The organism is Streptomyces sp. NBC_01463, from assembly GCA_036227345.1.
Lineage (GTDB): Bacteria > Actinomycetota > Actinomycetes > Streptomycetales > Streptomycetaceae > Streptomyces.
The window spans coordinates 6,491,909-6,517,009 of record CP109468.1; the positions used below are offsets into that span (position 1 = coordinate 6,491,909).

Genomic DNA, 25,101 nt, shown 5'->3' on the forward strand with positions numbered 1-25,101 from the left:
GCCAGGAGGTTGCCAATGGCCGTTGCCGCAGTCACGACCAAGCCGCTCCACACACCCCTGAAGAAGAAGCCGCTCCCCGCCGGCCGTCCCCGTGAGTGGTACGTCTCCCACAATCGCCGGCTGAAGGCGATGCGGCTGGCGATCGCCCTGCTCGACACGGGCGTCTACTACCCGTCGACCGCGAGCAACGCCCGGATAAGCACGACCGCCGAGCGCCTCGGCATCCACCCGCCGTCCGACACCACCTGCCGCATGGTCCGCGCGCTCATCCGCTACGGCCGCTGACACCCACCCCTGCCGCCCAGGGCCGCGCCCCCGGACGACCGGGGGCGCGGCCGCGTCTCAGAACCCGTCGCACGCGGCGGTGGCGAACGCGCCGGAGGCCCTGGCGGTGCGCCGGGTGCCGTCGTCCACCGTCACCGAACAGGCCACCTCGCCACCCGACTTCCCGAGCCGGACGACGAACGAACCACCGCTCATGAAGCCCTTGGTGTCCAGCTCCCCGGCCCACGGCAGACTCCGCAGGGTCAGCCGCCCGGTCGACAGCTCCTCGTCCCGCCAGGTGCTGTACGTGAGCGTCACGTCCTCGGCCGCGCCCGTGACCTCGTACCGGATGTGCACGGTCCGCGAGCCCTCGGCCGCGACCTCACGGGACAGCACCGCGGAGACGGCACCGGCGGCGAGGGCGAGCAGCACGAGGATCAGCAGCACCACCCACGGCCACAGCCGCCGCCGCGGCGGCGGTGGCTGCGGGGCCGTCGGGGCCGGTTCGTCGTGCGCAGCCTGCTCGGTCATCCCCCCAGCCTCGGCCGTCCGCCCCCGCTCCGCGACCCCACCGCCCGGCCCGCTCACCCGTCCGGCCTACACCGCATGCGCCCCCACCCGCCGCCGCCTTGACTTGGGGCGACGGACGAGTGCTGGGAGGCACGATGACGAGTCGAGGCGTACGGGGCGCGAGCGCGGTGCTGGTGGCGATGGCCCTGGCAACGGCGGCGACGGCCTGCTCGGACGACGGGGACAGCGCGTCCAGCACGGTGTCCAAGGCGGCGTCGGCGGCCGCGTCGGTGGCCTCGCAGGGCGCCGACGTGGTCGCATCGGCGACGGCCGCAGCCGGCGACAAGCTGAACGACTTCAAGGACGGCGTGAACGCGGGCGGCGACGTGAAGGCGGGCGCCCCGGCCACCGACAAGGACGGCCACGTCACCTCGAAGATCACCGTGACGAACAGCACCGGCTCGAAGCAGACCTACGCGGTGCAGGTCAACTTCAAGGACCCGAACGGCAATCTGCTCGACACGGTCGTGGTGACGGTCGACGACGTGGCCTCCAAGGGCACCAAGGACGCGACGGCCCGCAGCAACCGCAAGCTCGACGGGGACGTCAGTATCGAAGTCGGCAAGGCGCTGCGGCACTGACCGCGCCGGCCTGTGGACAACCGCGGGCGAGGCTCGGACCATGACGTGCATGCCTGCGTGGACGATCGACGAAGGAACCCGTCACCGGCACGGGTGTGGACGAGCTGATGGCGCAGTACTTCCGCGAGATGGGACTGCGGGTGCTGGGCCGCCCGGTCACGGAGGGGGAGCTCCGGCGGGTGATCGACGAGGATCCGCACAGCGGTCTCGGCCCGCCGGACGGCACGTTCCTCGTCGCCCGTGACGCCGGCGGCGAGATCCTCGGATACGCCGGGGTCCGGCTGCTGCCGGGCGTCCCGGCGACAGCGGAGCTGAAGCGCATGTTCGTACGCCCGGCAGGACGCGGGGCGGGCCTGGGGCGCGGCCTGCTCCGCGCCGTCGAGGCGGCGGCGCGCAGGCTGGGCGCCTCCCGCATCGTGTGCGAGACCAACACCGAACTCACCGAGGCGCGGGCCCTGTACACGGCGCACGGCTACCGGGAGACCGGCCCCTACGACGGACACGGCAAGGCGGAGCACTGGTACGCCAAGCCGCTCGGTGAGGGGGCGGCGCGGGGGTAGACCCGTGGTCCCGGCCGGGCCCGGGGTGCGGACATGCCGGAGGGCCGTCACCCCGGCGTCGGGGTAACGGCCCTCCGGCATATGTGCGCAGGTGGCACCGTGGCAGTGGAACGAACGCCAGGTCCGCCCGGCCTCGTGGCCTCGCGGCTTAGAGGTCGAAGTACAGCTCGAACTCGTGCGGGTGCGGGCGCAGCTGGATCGGGGCGATCTCGTTCGTCCGCTTGAAGTCGACCCACGTCTCGATCAGGTCGGACGTGAAGACGCCGCCCGCGAGGAGGTACTCGTGGTCCGCCTCCAGGGCGTCCAGGACGGCCGGGAGGGACGTCGGGACCTGCTGGACGTTGGCGTGCTCCTCGGGAGCCAGCTCGTAGAGGTCCTTGTCGATCGGCTCGGCCGGCTCGATCTTGTTCTTCACGCCGTCCAGGCCGGCCATCAGGAGGGCCGAGAAGGCGAGGTACGGGTTGGACGACGGGTCCGGGGCGCGGAACTCGACGCGCTTGGCCTTCGGGTTGGAGCCCGTGATCGGGATGCGCATCGCGGCGGAGCGGTTGCGCTGCGAGTAGACCATGTTGACCGGGGCCTCGAAGCCGGGGACCAGGCGGTGGTAGGAGTTCACCGTCGGGTTGGTGAACGCCAGCAGCGACGGGGCGTGCTTCAGGATGCCGCCGATGTAGTAGCGCGCCATGTCCGAGAGGCCCGCGTAGCCCTGCTCGTCGTAGAACAGCGGGTCGCCGCCGGCCCACAGGGACTGGTGGACGTGCATGCCCGAGCCGTTGTCGCCGAAGATCGGCTTCGGCATGAAGGTCGCGGTCTTGCCGTTGCGCCAGGCGACGTTCTTCACGATGTACTTGAAGAGCATCAGGTCGTCGGCCGCGGCGAGCAGCGTGTTGAACTTGTAGTTGATCTCGGCCTGGCCGGCGGTGCCGACCTCGTGGTGCTGGCGCTCGACCTGGAGGCCGTTCTTGTCCAGCTCCAGGGAGATCTCGGCACGCAGGTCGGCGAAGTGGTCGACCGGCGGGGTCGGGAAGTAACCGCCCTTGTAGCGGACCTTGTAGCCGCGGTTGTTCTCCGTCGACCCGGTGTTCCAGGCGCCCGCCTCGGAGTCGATGTGGTAGAACGACTCGTTCGCCGAGGTCTGGAAGCGGACGTTGTCGAACACGTAGAACTCGGCCTCGGGGCCGAAGTACGCGGTGTCGGCGATGCCGGTGGAGGCGAGGTACGCCTCGGCCTTCTTGGCCACGTTGCGCGGGTCACGGCTGTACTGCTCGCCGGTGATCGGGTCGTGGATGAAGAAGTTGATGTTGACGGTCTTGTCGCGGCGGAACGGGTCGACACGGGCGGTCGACAGGTCCGCGCGGAGCGCCATGTCGGACTCGTGGATGGCCTGGAAGCCTCGGATCGACGAGCCGTCGAAGGCGAGCTCCTCGGTCGGGTCGAAGGCCGCCGCCGGGATGGTGAAGTGCTGCATCACACCGGGCAGGTCGCAGAACCGGACGTCGATGAACTTGACGTCTTCGTCGGCGATGTACTTCTTCACGTCGTCGGCGTTCTGGAACATCCAACTCCTCCTACTCCCGGCCCGGGCGGGACGGGGTTGCAGCTCGTTGTGTGGCCAGTGCGGTGGCACACGCTGGACCCGACCATAGGCAGACCGGATTTCTCAAGCATGACCCATTTGTTTCGCCGAAGTTAACCGAGCCGGGTGTGACCGGCACCTCGTGGGGGCCGCGACGGCCCGTTCCGGGCGGATTCCGGACCGGTTTCGGTGCGGTGTCCGGGGTGGTGGCGGGCCCCGGACGGCAGGCTCCGGAGGCGGGCGCAGTACCGTGGTCGGGTGGACAACAGGCAAGCAATCGGATCGTGGCTCTCCGGGCCGCGTGCGGCCGCCGAGGAGATGGGCGCCGACTTCGGCTACCGCGGAAAGCGGCTCGGGCTGCCCGAGCAGGGACCCGGGGCCATGGCGCCCCTCGGCCGCCGCTTCGGCGCGATCTTCGTCGACTGGGCGCTGTGCATGCTGATCGCATACGGGCTGTTCGCTCGCGGTGACCAGCAGGCGGCCGGCAACTGGGCGCTCGGCATCTTCCTCGTACTGAGTGTGCTCACCGTCGGCACCATCGGCTGCACGCCCGGCAAGCGTCTCCTGGGCATCAAGGTGGTCGCCGAGGGCGGCGGGCGCCTGGGGGCCGGACGGGTCCTGGCGCGCAGCGTGCTGCTGTGCCTGGTGATCCCGGCCCTGGTCTGGGACCGCGACGGCCGCGGACTGCACGACCGGGTGGCCCGCGCCGTCCAGGTCCGCAGCTGAGTTCGGCTCCGCGCCCCCGTCCGTACTGGACCGGCCGCGGCGCACAGCAAGAGGGCGGGTCGCGAACCCTGTGGTTCGCGACCCGCCCTCTTCGTTCGTACTCCCGGTCCGCCCGGCGTCCGGGTCAGCGCATCTTTCCGCCGCGCGGCATCCGCATGCCCTTCGGCATCGGGCCCTTCGGCAGCGGCATGTTGCTCATCAGGTCGCCCATCGCGCGCAGCCGGTCGTTGGCGGCCGTCACCTGCGGGCCGGTCAGGACGCGCGGCAGCTTCAGCATCTTGGTGCGCACCTTCTTGAGCGGCACCTGACCCTCGTCATTGCCGACGATGATGTCGTGCACGGGTACGTCGATCACGATGCGGGCCATCTTCTTCTTCTCGGCCGCCAGCAGGCCCTTCACCCGGTTCGGGTTGCCCTCGGCCACCAGCACGATGCCCGCCTTGCCCACGGCCCGGTGGACGACGTCCTGGCTGCGGTTCATCGCGACCGCCGGCGTCGTGGTCCAGCCGCGGCCCACGCGGTCCAGCACCGCCGCCGCGGCACCGGGCTGTCCCTCCATCTGCCCGAAGGCCGCCCGCTCCGCACGTCGCCCGAAGACGATCGCCATCGCGAGGAGGGCGAGCACGAAGCCCAGAATGCCCACGTAGATCGGGTGGTCGATCAAGAAACCGATCGCGAGGAGGACACCGAAGGTGACGATTCCCACACCCGCGACGACAAGACCGATCTTGGAGTCGGTCCGCCTGGTCATCTTGTAGGTCAGGGCGATCTGCTTGAGCCGCCCCGCGTTCTCGGCGCTGTCCGCGCCTTCAGTGGTGTTTGCCTTCCTCGCCATGCAATGAAGTTTACGTGGCCTAGGAACGGTGGTCGGCCACGGCCTCCAGTACGTACTCGGACTCGACCCGGTCCTTGGCCCGGCGGCGGTCCTCGAGGACGGCCGTCCAGGCGTTCCGGCGGGCCGTGCGCTGGCCGCTGCTCAGCAGCAGCGACTCGACGGCGCGGAGGGCGTCGGTGACGGACGGAAGGGCGGTGGCGCGTACCGGCACGGCCTGCATCGTGGAAGTCCCCTCGGAACGGATGCGCTCACCGGGCGGTGCCGGCGGGCGGGGTGTGCTGCGCGGACTGGATACGGGACGCAGGAGCGGCAGCGGCGGGAAGAGCCACTGCGCTGCGTGTATCCAGGGTCACTGCTTGGTGTTACCAGCGCATGACCGGTCGGTCAAACACCAATGAATCCTTGATACGTGCGCCGCGCACGCCGACGCGGCCCATACGCGCCTCCGACCTGCGAGGAGCGCATGGGCCGCGTCGGATCAGCCATTACTGCTCAGTAGCTTCTTGTGCCCGGATTCACACGGACGCTCCTAGGCGGTGGGCGCCGGGGCGGCCGCGCCGCGCCGCTCCATCGCCTGCTGGAACAGCCGCCCCGCGCGGTACGAGGAGCGGACCAGCGGCCCGGACATCACGCCGGAGTAGCCGATGGCGTCGGCCTCCTCCTTCAGCTCCACGAACTCGTGGGGCTTCACCCAGCGCTCGACGGGGTGGTGGCGCGGCGTCGGCCGCAGGTACTGCGTGATCGTGATGAGCTCGCAGCCCGCGTCGTGCAGGTCCCGGAGGGCCTGGCTGACCTCCTCGCGGGTCTCGCCCATGCCGAGGATCAGGTTGGACTTGGTCACCAGACCGGCCTCGCGGGCGCGGGTGATGACCTCCAGGGACCGCTCGTAGCGGAAGCCGGGGCGGATCCGCTTGAAGATCCGCGGCACCGTCTCCACGTTGTGACCCAGCACCTCGGGGCGCGAGGAGAAGACCTCGGCGAGCTGCCCGGGCTCGGCGTTGAAGTCGGGGATCAGCAGCTCCACCTTGGTGTAGCCGCCCTCCCGCTCCGCCGTCTGCGCGTGGATCTGGCGCACGGTCTCCGCGTACAGCCAGGCACCGCCGTCCTCCAGGTCGTCGCGCGCGACGCCGGTGATGGTGGCGTAGTTCAGGTCCATCGTGACGACGGACTCACCGACACGGCGGGGCTCGTCGCGGTCCAGCTCCTGCGGCTTGCCCGTGTCGATCTGACAGAAGTCACAGCGCCGGGTGCACTGGTCACCGCCGATGAGGAACGTGGCCTCGCGGTCCTCCCAGCACTCGAAGATGTTGGGGCAGCCGGCCTCCTGGCACACCGTGTGCAGACCCTCGCTCTTCACGAGTTTCTGCAGCTGGTTGTACTCGGGGCCCATCTTCGCCCGGGTCTTGATCCACTCGGGCTTGCGCTCGATGGGGGTCTGGCTGTTCCGGACCTCGAGGCGCAGCATCTTGCGCCCGTCGGGTGCGACAGCGGACACTCCGGCACTCCCCTTTGCTCTCGCTGCATTGGATTCTTCGGCGAACACCAGGGTACGCCCGTAGTTCAAACGGCTTTACGTCTGCCCAACCTGTGGCCGGCAGGGCCTATTCCCGGAGGGGTGCTCCGAGGGTCATGCCGTGGCCACGGCCTCGGCCGTGCGCTCGATGACGCGCGGCGCGAGTTCGGCGTTCTCCAGCACGTCCCGGAGGTGCTTCTCGGCGACCGGGAGCACCTGCGCGATGGTGAGGTCGCGGCCCAGTTCGTACGCGAGCGAGGTGACGCCGGCGTCCCGGATGCCGCACGGCACGATCCGGTCGAACGAGGTGTTGTCCGGGTTCACGTTGAGGGCGAAGCCGTGCATGGTCACGCCCTTGGCGACCCGGATGCCGATCGCGGCCAGCTTGCGGTCCTCGCGGCGCTGGCCGGCGTTGGACGGGGCGTACTCCGGGCCGTTCAGCCGGGGGTCGAACTCCTCGTCCTGCAGCCGCGGGTCGAAGTCGAGCGAGAGCCCGCCGACCGCCGGGCGCCGCTCGACCGGGTCGCCCAGCACCCAGACACCGCTGCGGCCCTCGACCCGGCTGGTCTCCACGCCGAACTCGGCGGCCGTGCGGATCAGCGCCTCCTCCAGCCTGCGGACGTGTGCGACGACGTCCACCGGGCGCGGCAGCTTCTGGATCGGGTAGCCGACCAGCTGGCCCGGGCCGTGCCAGGTGATCTTGCCGCCGCGGTCCACGTCGATGACCGGGGTGCCGTCCAGCGGGCGCTCGCTGTCGGCCGTGCGCCGGCCGGCCGTGTAGACGGGCGGGTGCTCCAGCAGCAGGCAGGTGTCGGGGACGGTGTCCTCGAACCGTGCCGCGTGCACCTCGCGCTGCTTCTGCCAGGCCTCCTGGTAGTCGACGGCTTCCTCGCCGAATCCCAGACGGACGAACCGAAGCTCAGTCACGACAGCAGCCTCTCTACTTGCGGTGCCGGAGGCCGGGGATGCCCCGCCGTCACGTCACCATGCACCGAATCGCGCCTCCGGCCACTGTACGACCGGCGTCGGAGCGGGGGCCCGGCAGGTGGTTCCCGTCAGCGCCATCCTCAATCCTCACACGATCGGATGAATGTGAAGCGAAGGTGGCTGAGGAAGGGCCGGAGGCCGCTAAATTCACGCCGTTCCCTAGGGCCTGCCCGCCCGGCCCCGAAGGCAGGAGACCGTACAGCTGATGTCGGATCGACCTCCGCAGCGCACCCCCAACCGCCGACTCGCCTCGCTCATCACCGAAGCCGGTTTCTCCAACGCCGGCCTCGCCCGCCGGGTGGACCAGCTCGGCCTCGAACACGGCCTCGATCTGCGGTACGACAAGACCTCCGTGACCCGCTGGCTGCGCGGCCAGCAGCCACGGGGCACCACCCCCGCGCTGATCGCCGAGGTCTTCACCCGGCGGCTGGGGCGCCGGCTCTCCGCCCAGGACCTGGGGCTGGACGCCTGTGCGCCCGTCTACGCCGGGCTGGAGTTCGCCGCCACCCCCGCCGAGGCGGTCGACATCGTCAGCGGACTGTGGCGCAAGGACTCCGGCAGCCATGCGGAGCTGCGCAAGATCGCCTTCACCCCGGCCGGTCTCGTCGTCCCGAGCCGGGACTGGCTGATCGGGCGGGCGGACGAGTGGGTGGGCCGCGGAGGAGACCCGGGACCGGTCGCGGGCGCCGGAGCGGCCAGGACCGGCCGGGCGTACGGGGCGCCCGGCGGCCCGCGCACGGCGCCCGGTCCCCACGGCGCGTACGGCACCGCGGGGACCGGGCAGAGCGGGAGCGGTCCCATCGCCGCCGGGGTGCCCGAGCAGGGCGGCGCCCCGCTCGGGGCCCGGCACGGACTGCGCGGGCCCGTGCCGTCCCGGCCCGCCGGACCGCACGCCCCGGCCGGTGCGCCGGCCTCCCTCGGGCCCGTCGGCCCGGGCGTTCCCAGGCAGCGGCAGACCGAGCGGGGATCCGGCCAGAAGGTCGGCAGCGGCGACGTCGCCGCCCTGCGGTCAGTGGCCGAGCTCTTCCGCACCCTCGACAACGCCTACGGCGGCGGCCACGCCAGGCAGGCCCTCGTCCGGTACCTGGAGCACGAGACGGAGCCGATGCTGCGCGGCACGTACGGGGAGGCCACCGGGCGGCGGCTGTTCGCCGCCGCGGCCGACCTGACCCGGCTCGCCGGCTGGACCTCGTACGACATCGCGGCCCACGGTCTCGCCCAGCGCTACTTCGTCCAGGCGTTACGGCTGGCGCAGGCCGCCGGCGACCGGGCCTACGGCAGCTTCGTCCTGATCACCATGAGCCGGCAGGCCGTCTACCTCGGGCATGGCCGGGAGGCGGTGCAGCTGGCACGGGTGGCCCAGCAGGGCGTCGGCTCGGCCGCCCCGCACGCGGTCCTCGCCCTGCTGCACGCGGTCGAGGCGCGCGGCCACGGGGTGCTCGGCGAGGCGAAGGCGTGCACGGCCTCGCTGGCCCGGGCCGAACGCGCACTGGAGGCCGCACGCCCCGGCGACGAGGTGCCGCACTGGGCGCGCTACTTCGACGAGGCCCAGCTGGCCGACGAGTTCGGGCACTGCCACCGCGACCTCCAGCAGTACCGGGCCGCCGCCCAGCACGCCGAGCGCTCGCTCCAACTGCGCGCCCCCGCGTACGCCCGCAGCAGGCTGTTCTGCCGGGTCGTGCTGGCCTCGGCCCGGCTCGGGCTCGGCGAGCTCGACCAGGCCTGCCGGCTGGGCGCCGAGGCCGCCCAGCAGGCCGCCGAGATGCGGTCGGTGCGCGCCACGGAGTACGTACGGGACTTCGAGCGGCGGCTCGAACCCTTCCGGGACGCCGCCGCCGTCCGCGGCTACCGCGAGCGGGTCGCCGCACTGGGGTGAACCGCGCGGATCAGGCGGCCTCGCGAAGCACTTCGGAATCGCCGGGGGCCGGCCGTACGCCCAGGTCGGAGAGGATGGCCGCGGCGGCGCGGCCGCCCGAGGACAGCGCGCCCTGGACCGTGCCGGTGTCGCGGTGGTCACCGCACACGTACAGGCCCGCGAGCAGCCGGACCGGCCGCTGCGGATCGTGCGGGGACACCATCGCGGGCACCGCCTCCGGATCGTGGTGGACGGCCAGGAGCTCCCAGTCGTCGGTGGGCACGCCGTAGAGCCCGGCCAGCTGGGCGCGGACCGTGCGGTCCAGATCGGTCGGCGGGGTGCCGAGCACCGTCGAGCTGATCAGCGTCCGGCCGTGCGGTGCGCGCGCCGGGTCGACCGCGCTCATCACCGCGGTGTGCGCGACCGGACCCGACCGGTCGGCGTCCAGCAGCAGCGAGGCGCCCGTCGGCGGGGGAGCGGGGGCGGTGTGGTGGACCACCGTCACCGGGTGGAAGGGCGGCACCCGCAGACCGGGCAGCAGCTCGGCCGCGGCGCCCGCACCGGTCGCCAGCAGCAGGGAGCGGCAGCCCAGTTCGCCGTGCTCCTTGGTGCGCACCGAGGTGATGTCGGCCGCCGTGACGTGCACGCCCGTCCGTACCGTGCCGGGCGGCAGCGCCGCCGCGAGCAGGTCGGGCAGCGTGACCGACCCCCCCTCCGGGACACAGAGCCGGCCGCTCGCGTAGCCACGCAGGGCGAGGTCGGCGCACCGGCTCGACGTGATGAGCCCGGGGTCGCTGAGGAGCGCGGTGAGCAGCGGGCGCACGAAGCCGTTGAGCGTCCGTGCGGACAGGCCGCGGCCGGACAGGGCGTCGAGCGCGGCCCGTTCGGGCCGGGCCAGGACGCGGGCCCGGGGCGCGGCCGCCAGCCGGGCCAGCGCCACGCCGAGCCGGGCCTGGTCGATCGCCCCGCCCATGGCCCCGGTGAGGGCGCCGCCCGCCGGTGACCGGGGGGCGCTCGCGAGGGCGCGTGCCGCCTTGAGTGCGCCCCGCGCGCTGCGCGAGCCCCTGGTGCCGCGGACCTCCCCGGTCCGGTGGCGGCGGCCCTCGCTGTGGACCAGCACGCCGGGATCGAAGTTCCGCAGGACGAGTCCTTCGAGTCCGGGCGTCGCGTAGAGCTCCGGATACGAGGTGGTGAGGAGCGGTCCGATGTGATCGAGCCGGAACCCGTCCACCTCGTCGGTCATCATCCGGCCGCCGACCCGGGGGCCGGCCTCCAGGACGCTGACACTCACTCCCGCACCGGTCAGCCGGTGGGCCGCTGACAGGCCGGCTATCCCGGCCCCGATGATGACGACGTCCGCGTGGTGTGCCGTGCTGAGCACGTGCCCCTCCCCGAGTCGGCGCAACTGGTGGGAGGCTCTTGCCCTCAACAGGCCACCGGAATGCGTGAGTTCGCCATGAGGCTAGGAGTGTGGCGGGATCGCGCGCAGTCGCGCGCGTCCCGGAGCACCGGTGCACGGGGTCGCACGGCTGTCCGCGTCGGACGGCGGTGGAGCGGGGCGGGGCGTACGGGTCAGCGCAGGGCCGCGCGGATCGCGGCGTCGACCCCGGGGAAGGCGAAGGCGAACCCCGAGTCCAGCAGCCGCCCCGGCAGCACCCGCTGACTGCCCAGCACGTCCTCGGCGAAGTCGCCGAGCGCGATCCGCAGCGCCGGCGCGGGAGCGGTGAACAGCGTCGGCCGGCGCAGCACCCGGCCCATCGCCGCCGTCACCTCGCCGTTGGTGACGGGGGAGGGGCCGGTCAGATTCACCGCCCCGGACAGCTCCGGGGTGTCGAGGATGTGCCGCAGGGCCGCGATGTGGTCGTGCAGCGCGATGAAGCTCCAGTACTGCCGCCCGTTGCCCATCCGCCCGCCGAGCCCGGCGCGGAACAGCGGGAAGAGCCGGCCCCAGGCGCCGCCCTCACGGGCGACGACGAGCCCGGTCCGGGCGTGCACGGTCCGCACCCCGGCCTCCTCGGCCGCGGCGGTGGCCTCCTCCCACTCCACGCACACCGACGGCAGGAACCCGTCACCGGGCGGCGCGCCCTCGTCGACCGCCCGGTCCCCGGTGTCGCCGTAGAAGCCGATCGCGGACCCGGACAGCAGCACCTTCGGCGGGACGTCGAGCGAGGCGACGGCGTCGGCGATCGCTGCCGTGCCCAGCACCCGGCTGTCCCGGATCTCCCGCTTGTACGCCTCGGTCCAGCGGTGGTCGCCCACCCCGGCCCCAGCGAGATGGACGACGGCGTCGCAGCCCACCAGTCCGGCCACGTCCACATGGCCCCGCTTCGGGTCCCACTCCACCTCGTCGCCGGACCGCGCCGGGCGCCGGACGAGCCGGACCACCTCGTGCCCGTCGGTCCGCAGCGAGCGCACCAGCGCCGCTCCGATGAGTCCGGTCGATCCGGTGACAGCGATACGGGAGTGCGGCATGGGACCCATCCTGCCCCATGTCCCCCGGAGTACGGGGCGTGGCACAGTGACGGCCATGGCTGAGTCCCCCGACCTCCCCCTGCCCCTCGTCCGCCCCGCGGTCCTCGACGACGGCCCCGCCCTCGGGGAGCTCGACCGGAGCACCTGGTCGACGCTGCACGCCGTGCAGCCGCGCCCGCAGCCGCCGTACGAGCCGTTCTTCGACGACCGGCACCGGCCGCAGGACGTCCTGGTGGCCGAAGCGGTGAACCCGGCGGGCGAGACGGTCGTCGCCGGGTACGTCCGCGTCGTGCCGCCCACGCCACTGGCCTGCAACGCGCACGTCCGGCAGATACAGGGGCTCGCCGTGGCCGGCTGGGCGCGCGGCCGGGGGCTGGGCCGCACGCTGCTGGACGCCGCGTGCCGGGCGGCGCGCCGCCAGGGCGCGAACCGGATCACCCTGCGGGTGCTGGGGCACAACGCGCCCGCCCGTGCGCTGTACGAGGACCGGGGGTTCGCCGTCGAGGGCGTCCTGCCCGGCGAGTTCTTCCTCGGCGGGCGTTACGTGGACGACGTGATGATGGGCCGCCCGCTAGGCCCGTGACCGGGGCGGCGGCCGGGGCCGGTCCGCCCGCGGCTCAACCGGCGCCGAACCGCTGCCACAGCGCGGGCAGCCGCGCCGCCAGGGCCGCGTCGTCCTCGAAGCCGATGGGGGTGCCCTCCGGCTCGGCGGCCTGCGGCGGCAGCCCGAGATCAGGCGTGACGACCCCGGTGAGCTGCTCGTACGCCTCGTCGGCCGCGTAGCCCAGCTCCTCCGCGTCCCCGTCCATCTCCTCGTCGAAGTCGTCGAGGAGTTCGGCCAGGCTGTCCGGATCGTGCACCGCGCCCTCGAAGAGCTCACGGCCCTGGCCGATCAGCCAGCAGCGGAAGTAGTCGAAGGCGTCGTCGCTCGCGCCGCCGAGCAGCACACTGGCGGCGGCCCACAGGTCCCAGCGGTACGCGCGGTTGTAGCGGGCCTCGAAGTGCCGGGCGAAGTCCAGCACGGAATCGGGATCGAGCTGCACCAGCCGTTCGACGAGCAGGTCGGCATGGTCCTCGGGGTCGCCGTCGGCGGCCTCGCGGGTGCTGTCGATGAGCTCCCAGAATTCCGTCTCGTCCATCACGGGTCCAGCATCTGCCCTGGCGGCGGGCGATGCACGCGGAGACACCGAAATGAAGCCTTACAGGGGGTCGCGGTAGAGCAGGTGCAGTCGTTCGGCGGCAGCCGCGAACCTGGTACGCAGTGCGGTCGGCTCCAGCACCTCCAACTCCGGTCCCAGGGCCAGCAGCTGACCGAACGCGACGTCCAGGGACTCGACCGGCAGGGTGACCGTCACCCGGCCGTCGGCCGCGGGCGGCCCGGCCCCCTCCAGCGCGTCCTGGGCCGCGACGCGGTCCACGGCGTGCGGAAGCCGGCGCACCCCGGCCTCCGAGAGCCGCAGCGTCACCTCGGTCCGCAGGATCGACCGGGCGAACTGGGCCGCGCGCTCGTCCCAGAACGCGGGCAGGTCGAAGCCCTCGTCCCGGACGAACCGGCTGTCCGAAACGGTCACGTCCGTGAAGCGGTCGATCCGGTAGACCCGGAAGTCGTCCTCCGCACGGGCGCACAGATACCAGACCCCGGCCTTGAGGACGAGCCCGTACGGTGCCAGCTCCCGCTCCACCTCGGCGTCACGGCCGGCCCGCCGGTAGCGGGCGCGGACCGTCCGGTCGTCCCACACGGCCTCGGCCACGACGGGCAGGAGCTCCGGAGTGACCGGCTCCTGGTACCAGCCGGGCGCGTCCAGGTGGAAGCGCCGGGCGGCGCCCGCGGAGGCGTCCCGCAGGGAGGGCAGCAGGGCCGCCGAGACCTTGAGCCGGGCGGCGGAACCGGCGTCGGCCAGACCCATCTCGCGCAGGGCGGAGGGCAGACCGGAGAGGAAGAGCGCCTCGGCCTCGTCCCGGGCCAGCCCGGTGAGCCCGGTGCGGTAACCGCCGACGAGCCGGTACCCGCCCGCACGGCCCCGCTCCGCGTAGACGGGGATCCCGGCCTCGGAGAGCGCCTGGGCGTCCCGGGTGACGGTCCGCTCCGACACCTGGAGCTCATGGGCGAGCTCGGCGGCGGTCATGGCGGTACGGGACTGCAGGAGCAGCACCATTCGGATGAGGCGGGCAGCGCGCATGCGGCCATTGTGGCCGCGGCAGGGGGTGGGTGCGGCGCGGGTCGTCGAGCCGCACAGGAACAGCGCTCAGTTGTGCAAAATCAAGCCCGTCCGGCGCTTGAGGACAAAGCCGGTGCCGGAGTGGGGCAGATGCATGCGGAGGACGGGGCGCGGGAGAGAACCGCGCCCCGTCCTCCGGGCCGTCAGAGCCCGTACCGCTCCCGGGCCTCCTTGACCGCAGACGCCGGCACCTCACCGCGGCGGGCCAGCTGGGCCAGGGCCGCGACCACGATCGACTGGGCGTCGACGCCGAAGTGGCGGCGGGCCGCGTCACGGGTGTCGGAGATACCGAAGCCGTCCGTGCCGAGCGAGGTCCAGTCCTGCTCCACCCACTGGCTGATCTGGTCCGGCACCTGGCGCATCCAGTCGCTGACCGCGAGGACCGGACCCGGTGCGCCTTCCAGCGCCTGGGTCACGTACGGCGTCCGCAGCTCACCGCGGAGCAGCGCCTCGTCGCACTCCAGCGCGTCCCGGCGCAGCTCGCCCCACGAGGTGGCGGACCAGACGTCGGCCGTGACACCCCAGTCCGCGGCCAGCAGCTCCTGGGCCTCCAGGGCCCAGTGGATCGCCGTACCCGAGGCCAGCAGCTGGGCGCGCGGCGCGTCCGCCTTCGCGGGCGTGCCCTCCTTGAAGCGGTAGAGGCCCTTGAGGATGCCCTCCTCGATGCCTTCCGGCATCGCGGGCTGCGGCTTCGGCTCGTTGTAGACCGTCAGGTAGTAGAAGACGTTCTCGGCCTCGGGGCCGTACATCCGGCGCAGACCGTCCTGGACGATCACCGCGATCTCGTACGCGAACGCCGGGTCGTAGTTGAGCGACGCCGGGTTCGTGGACGCGATCAGGTGCGAGTGGCCGTCCGCGTGCTGGAGGCCCTCGCCGGTCAGCGTGGTGCGGCCCGCCGTGGCGCCGACCACGAAGCCGCGGCCGAGCTGGTCTCCGAGCTGCCAGAACTGGTCGCCCGTGCGCTGCCAGCCGAACATCGAGTAGAAGATGTAGAACGGGATCATCGGCTCGCCGTGCGTCGCGTACGACGTGGAGGCGGCGATGAAGTCGGCCATGGCGCCGGCCTCGGTGATGCCCTCGTTGAGGACCTGGCCGTCCTTGGCTTCCTTGTAGTACATCAGCTGGTCGCGGTCGACCGGGTCGTACGTCTGGCCCAGCGGCGAGTAGATGCCGGCCGACGGGAACAGCGCCTCCATGCCGAAGGTGCGGGCCTCGTCGGGGACGATCGGAACCCAGCGCTTGCCGGTCTCCTTGTCCCGCATCAGGTCCTTGGCGAGGCGGACGAAGGCCATCGTGGTGGCCAGCTCCTGCTTGCCGGAACCCTTCTTCAGCGCGGCGAACGCGCGCTCCTCGGGCTGCGGGAGCGCCACGGCGTGCACCCGGCGGGCCGGGGCGGGACCGCCGAGGGCGGCACGGCGCTCCTGGAGGTAGCGGACCTCGGCGGAGTCGGCGCCCGGGTGGCCGTACGGCACCAGGCCCTCGTCCAGCTTCGAGTCCGGGATCGGCAGGTCCAGCAGGTCGCGCATGGCGCGGAACTGCTTGCCGTCCAGCTTCTTCATCTGGTGGTTGGCGTTGCGCGACTCGAAGCCCGGGCCGAGCGTGTAGCCCTTCACCGTCTGCGCCAGGATCACCGTCGGAGCACCCTTGTGCGCCAGCGCCGCGCGGTACGCCGCGTACACCTTGCGGGCCTCGTGGCCGCCGCGCGAGGTGTGGAAGCACTCGGCGATCTTCGCGTCGGTGAGCAGCTTCGCCAGTTCGGCGAGCGCGGGCTCGGTGCCGAAGAAGTGCTGGCGGATGTAGGCGACGTCGCGGGTGGCGTACGTCTGGAACTGCGCGTCCGGGACCTCACGGAGCCGGCGCACCAGCGCACCCGTGGTGTCGAGCTGGAACAGCTCGTCCCAGGCGGTGCCCCAGAGCGTCTTGACGACGTTCCAGCCGGCGCCGCGGAAGGCGCCCTCCAGCTCCTGGACGACCCGGAAGTTGGCGCGGACCGGACCGTCGAGGCGCTGCAGGTTGCAGTTGATGACGAAGGTCAGGTTGTCGAGCTGCTCGCGCGCCGCGAGGGCGAGGGCCGCGGTCGACTCGGGCTCGTCCATCTCGCCGTCGCCCAGGAAGGCCCAGACGTGCGAGTTCGACGTGTCCTTGATGTTGCGGTTGGCCAGGTAGCGGTTGAAGCGCGCCTGGTAGATCGCCGAGAGCGGGCCGAGGCCCATCGACACGGTGGGGAACTCCCACAGCCAGGGCAGCCGCCGCGGGTGCGGGTAGGACGGCAGGCCGTCGCCGCCCGCCTCCTGGCGGAAGTTGTCGAGCTGCTGCTCGCTGAGCCGGCCGTCGAGGAAGGCGCGGGCGTAGATGCCGGGGGAGGCGTGGCCCTGGATGTAGAGCTGGTCGCCGGAGCCGTCCCCCTCCTTGCCGCGGAAGAAGTGGTTGAAGCCGGTCTCGTACAGCCAGGCCGCCGAGGCGAAGGTGGCGATGTGGCCGCCGACGCCGAAGCGGGAGCCACGGGTGACCATCGCGGCCGCGTTCCAGCGGTTCCACGCGGTGATCCGGGACTCCATCTCCAGGTCGCCGTCGAAGTCGGGCTCCGCGGCGGTGGGGATGGAGTTGACGTAATCGGTCTCCAGCAGCTTGGGCAGCGCGAGACCGGCGCCCTCGGCGTGCTGGAGCGAGCGACGCATCAGATACGCGGCGCGGTGCGGGCCCGCGGCCTTGGTGACGGCATCCAGGGAGGCCGCCCATTCAGCGGTCTCCTCCGGGTCGCGGTCCGGGAGCTGGTCGAGCTCGCTCGGAAGCTTTCCTACGGGGTCGGTCATGATCGCCGCCTTCCGGTGAGGAGGGGGGTGGAGAAGTCCCTGACTGGCAGGACAGGGCGATGGGGCCGGTGGGCCCGCGGAGTGAACTGTAAGTCGCCGATCGATGATCGATCAAAGGATGAAAGGCAAAACTTCTCGATATGAAGAAAGTGGCATGCGGTGCCGTGAAACGGGGCACGGAGTGACGGGATTTATCGGTCAAAAAGGGCGCCCACCTGCACAGGAGAGCGCCCCTCGCGACACATGCGCACCGCGGTGCGCGCCGGTCTCAGGCGCGCGGTGCGCAGCCGAGCACGTGCGCCTTCACCAGCACCCCGATCTCCGGGTCCCTCCGCAGGAACGCCTCGATGAGCGCCTCGTGCTCCTCGGCGTACGACTTCTGCACCGTGCCCAGCCAGCGGATCGAGAGCGCGGTGAACACCTCGATGCCCAGCCCCTCCCAGGTGTGCAGCAGGACCGCGTTGCCGGCCGCCCGGACCATCTCCCGGTGGAAGCCGACCGTGTGCCGCACCTGTGCCTCGCCGTCGGCCAGCCGGTCCGCCTCGTACAGCGCGGTCACGTGCGGGGAGAGCAGCGAGCAGTCCTCGCCGAGGCGGTCGGCCGCGAGTTCCGCCGCGATCTGCTCCAGGCCGGCCCGGACCGGGTAGCTCTCCTCCAGATCGGCCGCGGTGAGGTTGCGGACCCGGACGCCCTTGTTGGGTGCCGACTCGATCAGCCGGAGCGTCTCCAGCTCCCGCAGCGCCTCGCGCACGGGCGTCTGGCTGACCTCCAGCTCGGTGGCGATGCGCCGCTCCACGATCCGCTCGCCCGGCTTCCAGCGCCCGCTGACGATCCCGTCCACGATGTGCTCGCGGATCTGTTCGCGCAGCGAGTGGACGACGGGCGGGGTCATGAGTGGCTCCTTCGGGGCAAACCGGTGCTGCCTGCACCAACTCGGCGGCCGGAGCGACCGGTGGTGTCTAGACAATACGGCGGCGCCCCCGCCCGGGAGTGTTCCGGACGGGGGCGCCGCTGGTGAGGCTGGTTACAGCCGCGGTGCTCAGAGGCCGAGCTCGACCTCGAACTCACCGGCCTCCAGGATCGCCTTGACCGCGGTCAGGTAGCGGGCGGCGTCCGCGCCGTCCACCAGACGGTGGTCGTAGGAGAGCGAGAGGTACGTCATGTCGCGGACACCGATGACGGTGCCCTCCTCGGTCTCGATGACCGCGGGACGCTTGACGGTGGCGCCGATGCCCAGGATGGCTGCCTGGTTCGGCGGCACGATGACGGTGTCGAACAGCGCACCGCGCGAACCGGTGTTGCTGATGGTGAAGGTGGCACCGGACATGTCGTCCGGCGTCAGACCGCCACCGCGGGCCTTGCCGGCCAGCTCGGCGGTCTTCTTCGAGATACCGGCGATGTTGAGGTCGCCCGCACCCTTGATGACCGGGGTCATCAGACCCTTTTCGGCGTCCACGGCGATGCCGATGTTCTCCGAGTCGAAGTACGTGATCGTGCCTTCGTCCTCGTTGATCCGGGCGTTGACGACCGGGTGGGCCTTCAGCGCCTGGGCGGCGGCCTTGACGTAGAACGGCATCGGGGAGAGCTTGACGCCCTCACGGGCCGCGAAGCCGTCCTTCGCCTTGTTGCGCAGCTTCATCAGCTTCGTGACGTCGACCTCGACGACCGAGGTCAGCTGGGCCTGCGAGTGCAGCGCCTTCATCATGTTGTCGCCGATGACCTTGCGCATGCGGGTCATCTTGACCGTCTGACCGCGCAGCGGGGAGGCCTCCAGCTTCGGCGCCTTGGAGGCGGCGGCCGGAGCGGCGGCGGGTGCCGGGGCGGCAGCGGCGGCCTTGGCGGCCTCCGCGGCGGCGACGACATCCTGCTTGCGGATACGGCCACCGACGCCGGTGCCCTTGACCGAGCCCAGGTCGACGCCGTTCTCGGCGGCGAGCTTGCGGACCAGCGGCGTGACGTACGCGCCGTCGTCACCGGAGGTCGCGGCCGGAGCGGCCGGGGCCGCCGGGGTGACCGGAGCCGGGGCTGCGGCGGCGGGCGCCGGAGCGGCCTGTGCCGGAGCGGCGGCGGGCGCGGCGGGAGCCGCCGGAGCCGGTGCCGGAGCGGCCGGTGCGGGGGCTGCCGGAGCCGGTGCCGGTGCCGGAGCTGCGGCGGGGGCCGGTGCCGGAGCTGCGGCCGGAGCCGGAGCGGCGGGGGCCGGAGCCGCGGCCGGGGCGGCACCCGGAGCACCGATGACGGCGAGCTTGGCGCCGACCTCGGCGGTCTCGTCCTCGGCGACGACGATCTCCAGCAGCACGCCGGAGACCGGGGCCGGGATCTCGGTGTCGACCTTGTCCGTGGAGACCTCGAGCAGGGGCTCGTCCTCCGTGACCTCCTCGCCGACCTCCTTCAGCCAGCGGGTGACGGTGCCCTCGGTGACGCTCTCGCCGAGCGCAGGGAGGGTGACGTCGGTGCCGGAGGCACCACCGGCCGGGGCGGCGGCCGGAGCCTCGGCCGCGGGGGCCGGGGCCTCGGCGGGGGCCTCGGCGGCGGGCGCCGGGGCCGGGGCGGCCTCGGGCTCGGCGGCCGGAGCCTCGGCGGGGGCCGGGGAGCCGGTGCCGTCGTCGATGACGGCCAGCTCGGCGCCGACCTCGACGGTCTCGTCCTCGGCGACCTTGATCGAGGCCAGGATGCCGGAGGCGGGGGCCGGGATCTCGGTGTCGACCTTGTCGGTCGACACCTCGAGCAGCGGCTCGTCGGCCTCGACGCGCTCGCCCTCGGCCTTCAGCCAGCGGGTGACAGTGCCCTCGGTGACGCTCTCGCCGAGCGCCGGAAGGGTTACGGAAACCGACATGGTTTCAGTTGCTCCTAACGAAAATGCGGAAGTGGTCGGTCGTCGCGCCCGGTCGACTGGTCAGTCGTGGGAGTGCAGGGGCTTGCCGGCGAGTGCCAGGTGGGCCTCGCCCATCGCCTCGTTCTGCGTCGGGTGGGCGTGGATGAGCTGCGCGACCTCGGCCGGCAGCGCCTCCCAGTTGTAGATCAGCTGGGCTTCGCCGACCTGCTCGCCCATACGGTCACCGACCATGTGGACGCCGACCACGGCACCGTCCTTGACCTGGACGAGCTTGATCTCGCCCGCGGTCTTGAGGATCTTGCTCTTGCCGTTGCCCGCGAGGTTGTACTTCAGCGCGACGACCTTGTCCGCGCCGTAGAGCTCCTTGGCCTTGGCCTCGGTGATGCCGACGGAGGCGACCTCGGGGTGGCAGTACGTCACCTTCGGGACACCGTCGTAGTCGATCGGCACGGTCTTCATGCCGGCCAGACGCTCCGCCACGAGGATGCCCTCGGCGAAGCCGACGTGCGCCAGCTGAAGGGTCGGGACCAGGTCGCCCACGGCCGAGATGGTCGGGACGTTCGTCTGCATGTACTCGTCGACGAGGACGTAGCCGCGGTCCATCGCGACGCCCGCCTCCTCGTAGCCGAGGCCCTGCGAGACCGGGCCGCGGCCGATCGCGACGAGCAGCAGCTCCGCCTCGAAGGTCTTGCCGTCGGCCAGGGTCACCCGGACGCCGTCCTGGGTGTACTCGACACCCTGGAAGAACGTACCGAGGTTGAACTTGATGCCGCGCTTGCGGAAAGCGCGCTCAAGAAGCTTCGAGCTGTTCTCGTCCTCGACCGGGACCAGGTGCTTCAGGCCCTCGACGATGGTGACGTCGGTGCCGAAGGACTTCCACGCCGAGGCGAACTCGACGCCGATGACGCCGCCGCCCAGCACGATCGCGGACTTCGGTACGCGGTCCAGCTTCAGCGCGTGGTCCGAGGAGATGACGCGGTTGCCGTCGATCTCCAGGCCCGGGAGCGACTTCGGCACGGAGCCGGTCGCCAGGAGCACGTGGCGGCCCTGGATGCGCTGGCCGTTCACATCCACCGAGGTCGCGGAGGACAGACGTCCCTCACCCTCGATGTAGTGCACCTTGCGGGAGGCGATGAGACCCTGCAGACCCTTGTACAGGCCCGAGATCACGTCGTCCTTGTACTTGTGGACGGCCGCCATGTCGATGCCCTCGAAGGTGGCCTTGACACCGAACTGGTCGGCCTCGCGCGCCTGGTCGGCGATCTCGCCGGCGTGCAGCAGGGCCTTCGTGGGAATGCAGCCGTTGTGCAGGCAGGTGCCGCCGACCTTGCCCTTCTCGATCAGGGCGACGTCCAGGCCCAGCTGCGCTCCGCGCAGGGCCGCGGCATAACCGCCGCTACCACCGCCGAGGATCACTAGGTCGAAAACGGTGCTGGCGTCGTTCGCCACGTCACGTCCTCCATGCATGTGCGCCGTACGCCGGGCCCCGTCATCGGGGTGTGACCGGCCGGTCGGCTGGTGTTCGGCCGCTTTTGTCTTTCGGCCCTGTGGTGGGGGCCCTGTCCTGCCGAGAACCCATCTTCGCACTTGTTGACGGTGGGCGGGACGCGGGGCCCGTGTCTGAGACGGATGATCGTCCGTCCCAGCGGGTTACCGCTGCGTAGGGACGTACCGATTTCGTCGAGAGCGAAACCGTTGCGACCTCTGCGGCGGTGCCGTGGGGAGAACACGTACGGCCCCGGACGTATGCCCGGGGCCGTACGTCAGCGACGACCTCAGCCGAGGTCTCCGGCCGCGGTGCGCTCCGCCAGCTTCACCAGGGTGCGGACCGCGGATCCGGTGCCGCCCTTCGGTGTGTAGCCGTACGGCGCGCCCTCGTGGAAGGCCGGGCCCGCGATGTCCAGGTGGGCCCAGGCGATGCCCTCGCCCACGAACTCCTGCAGGAACAGACCGGCCACCAGGCCGCCGCCCATCCGCTCGCCCATGTTGGCGATGTCGGCGGTCGGGGAGTCCATGCCCTTGCGCAGGTCCGCCGGGAGCGGCATCGGCCAGGAGGCCTCACCGACCTCTTCGGCGATCTCGTGGATCGAGGTACGGAAGGCGTCGTCGTTCGCCATGATGCCGAACGTGCGGTTGCCCAGCGCCAGCACCATCGCGCCGGTCAGGGTCGCCACGTCGACGATCGCGTCAGGGTTCTCCTCCGAGGCGCGGGTCAGCGCGTCGGCGAGGACGAGCCGGCCCTCGGCGTCCGTGTTCAGGACCTCGACGGTCTTGCCGCTGTACATGTGAAGCACGTCACCGGGGCGGGTGGCGTTGCCCGAGGGCATGTTCTCCGCGAGCGCCAGCCAGCCGGTGACGTTGACCCGCAGGCCGATCCGGGCGGCCGCGACGACGGTCGCGAACACGGCGGCGGCGCCGCTCATGTCGCACTTCATCGTCTCGTTGTGGCCGGCCGGCTTCAGCGAGATGCCGCCCGAGTCGTAGGTGATGCCCTTGCCCACGAGGGCCAGGGTCTTCTCCGCCTTGGGGTGCGTGTAGGCGAGCTTCACCAGGCGCGGGCCGTGGGCCGAGCCCTGGCCGACGCCCAGCAGGCCGCCGTAGCCGCCCTTGACGAGTGCCTTCTCGTCGAGGACCTGCACCTTGATGCCGTGCTCCTTGCCGGCGGCCGTGGCCACGGCGGCGAAGGACTCGGGGTACAGGTCGTTCGGCGGGGTGTTGATCAGGTCGCGGGCGCGGTTGATCTCCTCGACCAGCGCGACCGCGCGCTCGGCGGCGGCCTTGAACGCCTTGTCGCGCGGCTTGGTGCCGAGCAGGGCGACCTCGGCCAGCGGCTGCTTCGCGCCCTGGGCCTTGGCGCCCTTGGGGGCGAGCTTGTTCTCGCCGCCCTGGTAGGCGGTGAAGGCGTACGCGCCCAGCAGCGCGCCCTCCGCGATGGCCGCGGCGTCCTCGACGGAGCCGACGGGCAGGGCGAAGCCGGCCTTCTTGGCGCCGATGAGGGAGCGGGCGGCGGAGCCCGCGGCCCGGCGCAGCGCCTCGGCGTCGTACGAGCCGTCCTTCCCCGGGACCGGGCCGAGTCCGGCCGCGATGACGACCGGGACCTTCAGGCCGTCGGGCGCGGGGAGCTTGGTGAGTTCGCCCTCGGCACCGGAGGCGCCCAGGGTCGCCAGGACGGTGGCGAGCTTTCCGTCGAACGCCTTGTCCACGGCCTCGGCGCCCGGTGCGAGGACCAGGTCACCGGACTTGGAGCCGGCGCCCTTGGCGACGCCGACGACGAGCGCGTCGGCGCGCAGCGTCGCCGCACCGGCAGTGCTGAGAGTGAGAGCAGTCACGGTGGTGAAATCTCGCTTCCGTTGAGTTCTGTGACGGGCCGTGCTGGCCAGTGTTGGCTGAGAGGGCGGGCCGACCGTGCCCGGCGCATCGTAGACGCCGCCGCAATGTGCCGGGAATGAGCCTACGCGCGCCTTTGCTGCCCCATTACGGCGGCGGGCCGTCGGCGCACCGGCGCGGTCGTACCGTTGTCACCCCGGGAAGATCGTCCCGGGGGAACGGACCACGACCGCAACGGCGTTGGCCGACGTCCTGCGGACAGGGGGAACGATGCACGACCGGGTGGCCACGCACGGGACCGGACGGCCGCCCGCGGTGTCCGTCGCCGTACTGATTCTGTTGGTGATGCTGGCCGGCTGCACGTCGGCGCCCCGCCCCGCCCCGCCGTCCGGCCCGTCCGGCCCGTCCGCCGGGGCGCGCTGGCAGCCCGCGCCGGGCACCGACTGGCAGTGGCAGCTCTCCGGCCGGCTGGACACCACGGTGGACGCGCCGGTGTACGACATCGACGGCTTCGACCACGCGGCGGACCAGGTGGCGGCCCTGCACCGCAAGGGGCGCAAGGTCATCTGCTACCTGTCCACCGGCGCCTGGGAGGAGTTTCGCCCGGACGCGGCGCGGTTCCCCACCGCGGTCCTCGGCAAGGGCAACGGCTGGAAGGGCGAGCGCTGGCTCGACATCCGCCGCACCGACGTCCTGGAGCCGCTGATGGAGAGCCGGATCGCCATGTGCGCGAAGAAGGGCTTCGACGCGGTGGAGCCCGACAACATGGACGGCTACCGCAACCGGACCGGCTTCCCGCTGACCGCCGCCGACCAGCTGCGCTACAACCGGCTCGTCGCCCGGATCGCCCACCGCCACCACCTCGCGGTCGGTCTGAAGAACGACCTGCCGCAGATTCCCGAGCTCGTCGGGGACTTCGACTTCGCGGTCAACGAGCAGTGCGCCCAGTACGAGGAGTGCGCGGAGCTCTCCCCGTTCGTGAAGGCGGGCAAGGCGGTCTTCCACGTGGAGTACGAGCTGCCCGTGGCGCGGTTCTGCGCACAGTCCCGGCGGCTGGGGCTGAGCTCGCTGCTCAAGAAGTACGAGCTCGGCGTCTGGCGTGAGAGGTGCCCGGCGGCGGGGGCCTGACGGTCCGCCGGACGGCCTCGCGGCGGCTCAGCCGAGCGCCAGTCCCACCAGGGTCACCGTGGCCGCCGTCTCCGCCAGGGCTCCGAACACATCGCCGGTCACCCCGCCGAACCGCCGCACGCAGTGCCGCAGCAGCCCCTGGGCCACCGCGAGCGCGGCGAGGGCGGCCAGGGCGTAGCGCAGCGCCCCGTACCCGCCGAACAGCGCGCCTGCGCCCGCGCAGCCCGCCACCACCACGAGCGCGGCCACGGCCGCGCCGGCGGCCGGGACCGTGCCCGCGACCGCGGCGCCGAGCCCCTCGGGGCGGGCCGCCGGGACACCGCGGCGGGCGGCCAGGGTCAGGGCGAGCCGGGCGACGACCGCGGACGCGGCGGCCGCGACCGCGCCCTCGGCCCAGCCCCGGGCGTACAGCTGCTGAAGGACCGCCACCTGGGCGAGCAGGGCGAACACCAGGGTGATCACACCGAATGGCCCAATGTCCGACTGCTTCATGATGCGCAGCGCGTCGTCGGCCGGTTTGCCGCTGCCCAGTCCGTCGGCGGTGTCCGCGAGTCCGTCGAGGTGCAGCCCCCGGGTGAGGGCCGCCGGCACCGCGGCCGAGGCGACCGCGGCGAGCAGCGGCCCCGAGCCGGACAGCAGCAACAGGCTGCCCGGCACCGCCGCGAGCGCCCCCACGACGAGGCCGGCCAGCGGGGCGCACAGCATGCCGGCCCGGGCGGTCCCGCGGTCCCAGCGGGTGACACGGACGGGGAGCACGGTGAGGGTGCCGAAGGCGAAACGCAGGCCGTGGCTGTTCAGGGAGGTCACGGCGCGCAGGCTAATCGCTGGGCGCGGCCGATAGA

23 protein-coding genes are annotated in these 25,101 nt (G+C 72.2%); 7 read left to right on the plus strand and 16 right to left on the minus strand.

Annotated features, from left to right (window positions below):
• Positions 1-15: 15 nt before the first annotated feature.
• Positions 16-285: a hypothetical protein gene (locus tag OG521_28610; GenBank protein ID WUW24512.1), complete on the plus strand. Its 270-nt coding sequence runs from the start codon at positions 16-18 to the stop codon at positions 283-285.
• Positions 286-342: 57 nt separating this feature from the next.
• Here OG521_28610 and OG521_28615 read toward each other — a convergent pair whose 3' ends face one another.
• Positions 343-795 (minus strand): hypothetical protein, encoded by a 453-nt coding sequence (locus tag OG521_28615; protein WUW24513.1) that lies wholly within the window; start codon positions 793-795, stop codon positions 343-345.
• 134 nt (positions 796-929) lie between these two features.
• Here OG521_28615 and OG521_28620 point away from each other — a divergent pair, with 134 nt between their 5' ends.
• Positions 930-1,415, plus strand: a complete 486-nt coding sequence (locus OG521_28620) for a hypothetical protein (GenBank protein WUW24514.1) — start codon at positions 930-932, stop codon at positions 1,413-1,415.
• A 107-nt stretch (positions 1,416-1,522) separates the two neighbouring features.
• Positions 1,523-1,975: a GNAT family N-acetyltransferase gene (locus OG521_28625; GenBank protein ID WUW24515.1), complete on the plus strand. Its 453-nt coding sequence runs from the start codon at positions 1,523-1,525 to the stop codon at positions 1,973-1,975.
• A gap of 148 nt (positions 1,976-2,123) precedes the next feature.
• Here OG521_28625 and glnA read toward each other — a convergent pair whose 3' ends face one another.
• Positions 2,124-3,533, minus strand: coding sequence for a type I glutamate--ammonia ligase (glnA, locus tag OG521_28630; GenBank protein ID WUW24516.1), 1,410 nt, complete (start codon positions 3,531-3,533; stop codon positions 2,124-2,126).
• A gap of 276 nt (positions 3,534-3,809) precedes the next feature.
• Here glnA and OG521_28635 point away from each other — a divergent pair, with 276 nt between their 5' ends.
• A complete protein-coding gene (locus OG521_28635; protein WUW24517.1) occupies positions 3,810-4,277 on the plus strand; it encodes an RDD family protein in 468 nt (155 codons plus the stop codon).
• A gap of 124 nt (positions 4,278-4,401) precedes the next feature.
• Here OG521_28635 and OG521_28640 read toward each other — a convergent pair whose 3' ends face one another.
• The 4 genes from OG521_28640 to lipB form a co-directional block, all read right to left on the minus strand.
• Positions 4,402-5,112: a DUF4191 domain-containing protein gene (locus tag OG521_28640; GenBank protein ID WUW24518.1), complete on the minus strand. Its 711-nt coding sequence runs from the start codon at positions 5,110-5,112 to the stop codon at positions 4,402-4,404.
• 19 nt (positions 5,113-5,131) lie between these two features.
• Positions 5,132-5,332, minus strand: coding sequence for a hypothetical protein (locus tag OG521_28645; GenBank protein WUW24519.1), 201 nt, complete (start codon positions 5,330-5,332; stop codon positions 5,132-5,134).
• A 309-nt stretch (positions 5,333-5,641) separates the two neighbouring features.
• On the minus strand, positions 5,642-6,607 hold the full coding sequence (gene lipA, locus OG521_28650; GenBank protein WUW24520.1) for a lipoyl synthase: 966 nt from the start codon (positions 6,605-6,607) through the stop codon (positions 5,642-5,644).
• 132 nt (positions 6,608-6,739) lie between these two features.
• Positions 6,740-7,552 carry a lipoyl(octanoyl) transferase LipB gene (gene lipB, locus OG521_28655; GenBank protein WUW24521.1) on the minus strand — a complete coding sequence of 271 codons (813 nt, stop codon included), beginning with the start codon at positions 7,550-7,552 and terminating at the stop codon, positions 6,740-6,742.
• 265 nt (positions 7,553-7,817) lie between these two features.
• Between lipB and OG521_28660 the strand changes: the two genes are divergently transcribed.
• Entirely contained in the window at positions 7,818-9,488 is a 1,671-nt protein-coding gene (locus OG521_28660) for a regulator (GenBank protein WUW24522.1), read from the plus strand.
• Between the two features lie 10 nt (positions 9,489-9,498).
• On the opposite strand, the gene OG521_28665 is transcribed toward OG521_28660, so the two are convergent.
• Positions 9,499-10,848 carry an FAD-dependent oxidoreductase gene (locus OG521_28665; GenBank protein ID WUW24523.1) on the minus strand — a complete coding sequence of 450 codons (1,350 nt, stop codon included), beginning with the start codon at positions 10,846-10,848 and terminating at the stop codon, positions 9,499-9,501.
• Between the two features lie 191 nt (positions 10,849-11,039).
• On the minus strand, positions 11,040-11,939 hold the full coding sequence (locus tag OG521_28670) for a TIGR01777 family oxidoreductase (protein WUW24524.1): 900 nt from the start codon (positions 11,937-11,939) through the stop codon (positions 11,040-11,042).
• Positions 11,940-11,994: 55 nt separating this feature from the next.
• Here OG521_28670 and OG521_28675 point away from each other — a divergent pair, with 55 nt between their 5' ends.
• On the plus strand, positions 11,995-12,522 hold the full coding sequence (locus OG521_28675) for a GNAT family N-acetyltransferase (GenBank protein WUW24525.1): 528 nt from the start codon (positions 11,995-11,997) through the stop codon (positions 12,520-12,522).
• 34 nt (positions 12,523-12,556) lie between these two features.
• On the opposite strand, the gene OG521_28680 is transcribed toward OG521_28675, so the two are convergent.
• The 7 genes from OG521_28680 to OG521_28710 form a co-directional block, all read right to left on the minus strand.
• Positions 12,557-13,078 carry a DUF4240 domain-containing protein gene (locus OG521_28680; protein WUW26831.1) on the minus strand — a complete coding sequence of 174 codons (522 nt, stop codon included), beginning with the start codon at positions 13,076-13,078 and terminating at the stop codon, positions 12,557-12,559.
• A 60-nt stretch (positions 13,079-13,138) separates the two neighbouring features.
• Positions 13,139-14,119: a WYL domain-containing protein gene (locus OG521_28685; GenBank protein WUW24526.1), complete on the minus strand. Its 981-nt coding sequence runs from the start codon at positions 14,117-14,119 to the stop codon at positions 13,139-13,141.
• 182 nt (positions 14,120-14,301) lie between these two features.
• Positions 14,302-16,971 carry a pyruvate dehydrogenase (acetyl-transferring), homodimeric type gene (gene aceE / locus OG521_28690; protein WUW24527.1) on the minus strand — a complete coding sequence of 890 codons (2,670 nt, stop codon included), beginning with the start codon at positions 16,969-16,971 and terminating at the stop codon, positions 14,302-14,304.
• A gap of 268 nt (positions 16,972-17,239) precedes the next feature.
• Positions 17,240-17,863, minus strand: a complete 624-nt coding sequence (locus OG521_28695) for a GntR family transcriptional regulator (GenBank protein ID WUW24528.1) — start codon at positions 17,861-17,863, stop codon at positions 17,240-17,242.
• 147 nt (positions 17,864-18,010) lie between these two features.
• Positions 18,011-19,804, minus strand: coding sequence for a 2-oxoglutarate dehydrogenase, E2 component, dihydrolipoamide succinyltransferase (sucB, locus tag OG521_28700; GenBank protein WUW24529.1), 1,794 nt, complete (start codon positions 19,802-19,804; stop codon positions 18,011-18,013).
• 60 nt (positions 19,805-19,864) lie between these two features.
• Positions 19,865-21,253 (minus strand): dihydrolipoyl dehydrogenase, encoded by a 1,389-nt coding sequence (lpdA, locus tag OG521_28705; GenBank protein ID WUW24530.1) that lies wholly within the window; start codon positions 21,251-21,253, stop codon positions 19,865-19,867.
• 326 nt (positions 21,254-21,579) lie between these two features.
• Positions 21,580-23,133: a leucyl aminopeptidase gene (locus OG521_28710; GenBank protein ID WUW24531.1), complete on the minus strand. Its 1,554-nt coding sequence runs from the start codon at positions 23,131-23,133 to the stop codon at positions 21,580-21,582.
• Between the two features lie 268 nt (positions 23,134-23,401).
• Here OG521_28710 and OG521_28715 point away from each other — a divergent pair, with 268 nt between their 5' ends.
• Positions 23,402-24,259 carry an endo alpha-1,4 polygalactosaminidase gene (locus tag OG521_28715; GenBank protein ID WUW24532.1) on the plus strand — a complete coding sequence of 286 codons (858 nt, stop codon included), beginning with the start codon at positions 23,402-23,404 and terminating at the stop codon, positions 24,257-24,259.
• Positions 24,260-24,286: 27 nt separating this feature from the next.
• On the opposite strand, the gene OG521_28720 is transcribed toward OG521_28715, so the two are convergent.
• Positions 24,287-25,066: an adenosylcobinamide-GDP ribazoletransferase gene (locus OG521_28720; GenBank protein WUW24533.1), complete on the minus strand. Its 780-nt coding sequence runs from the start codon at positions 25,064-25,066 to the stop codon at positions 24,287-24,289.
• Positions 25,067-25,101 lie beyond the last annotated feature (35 nt).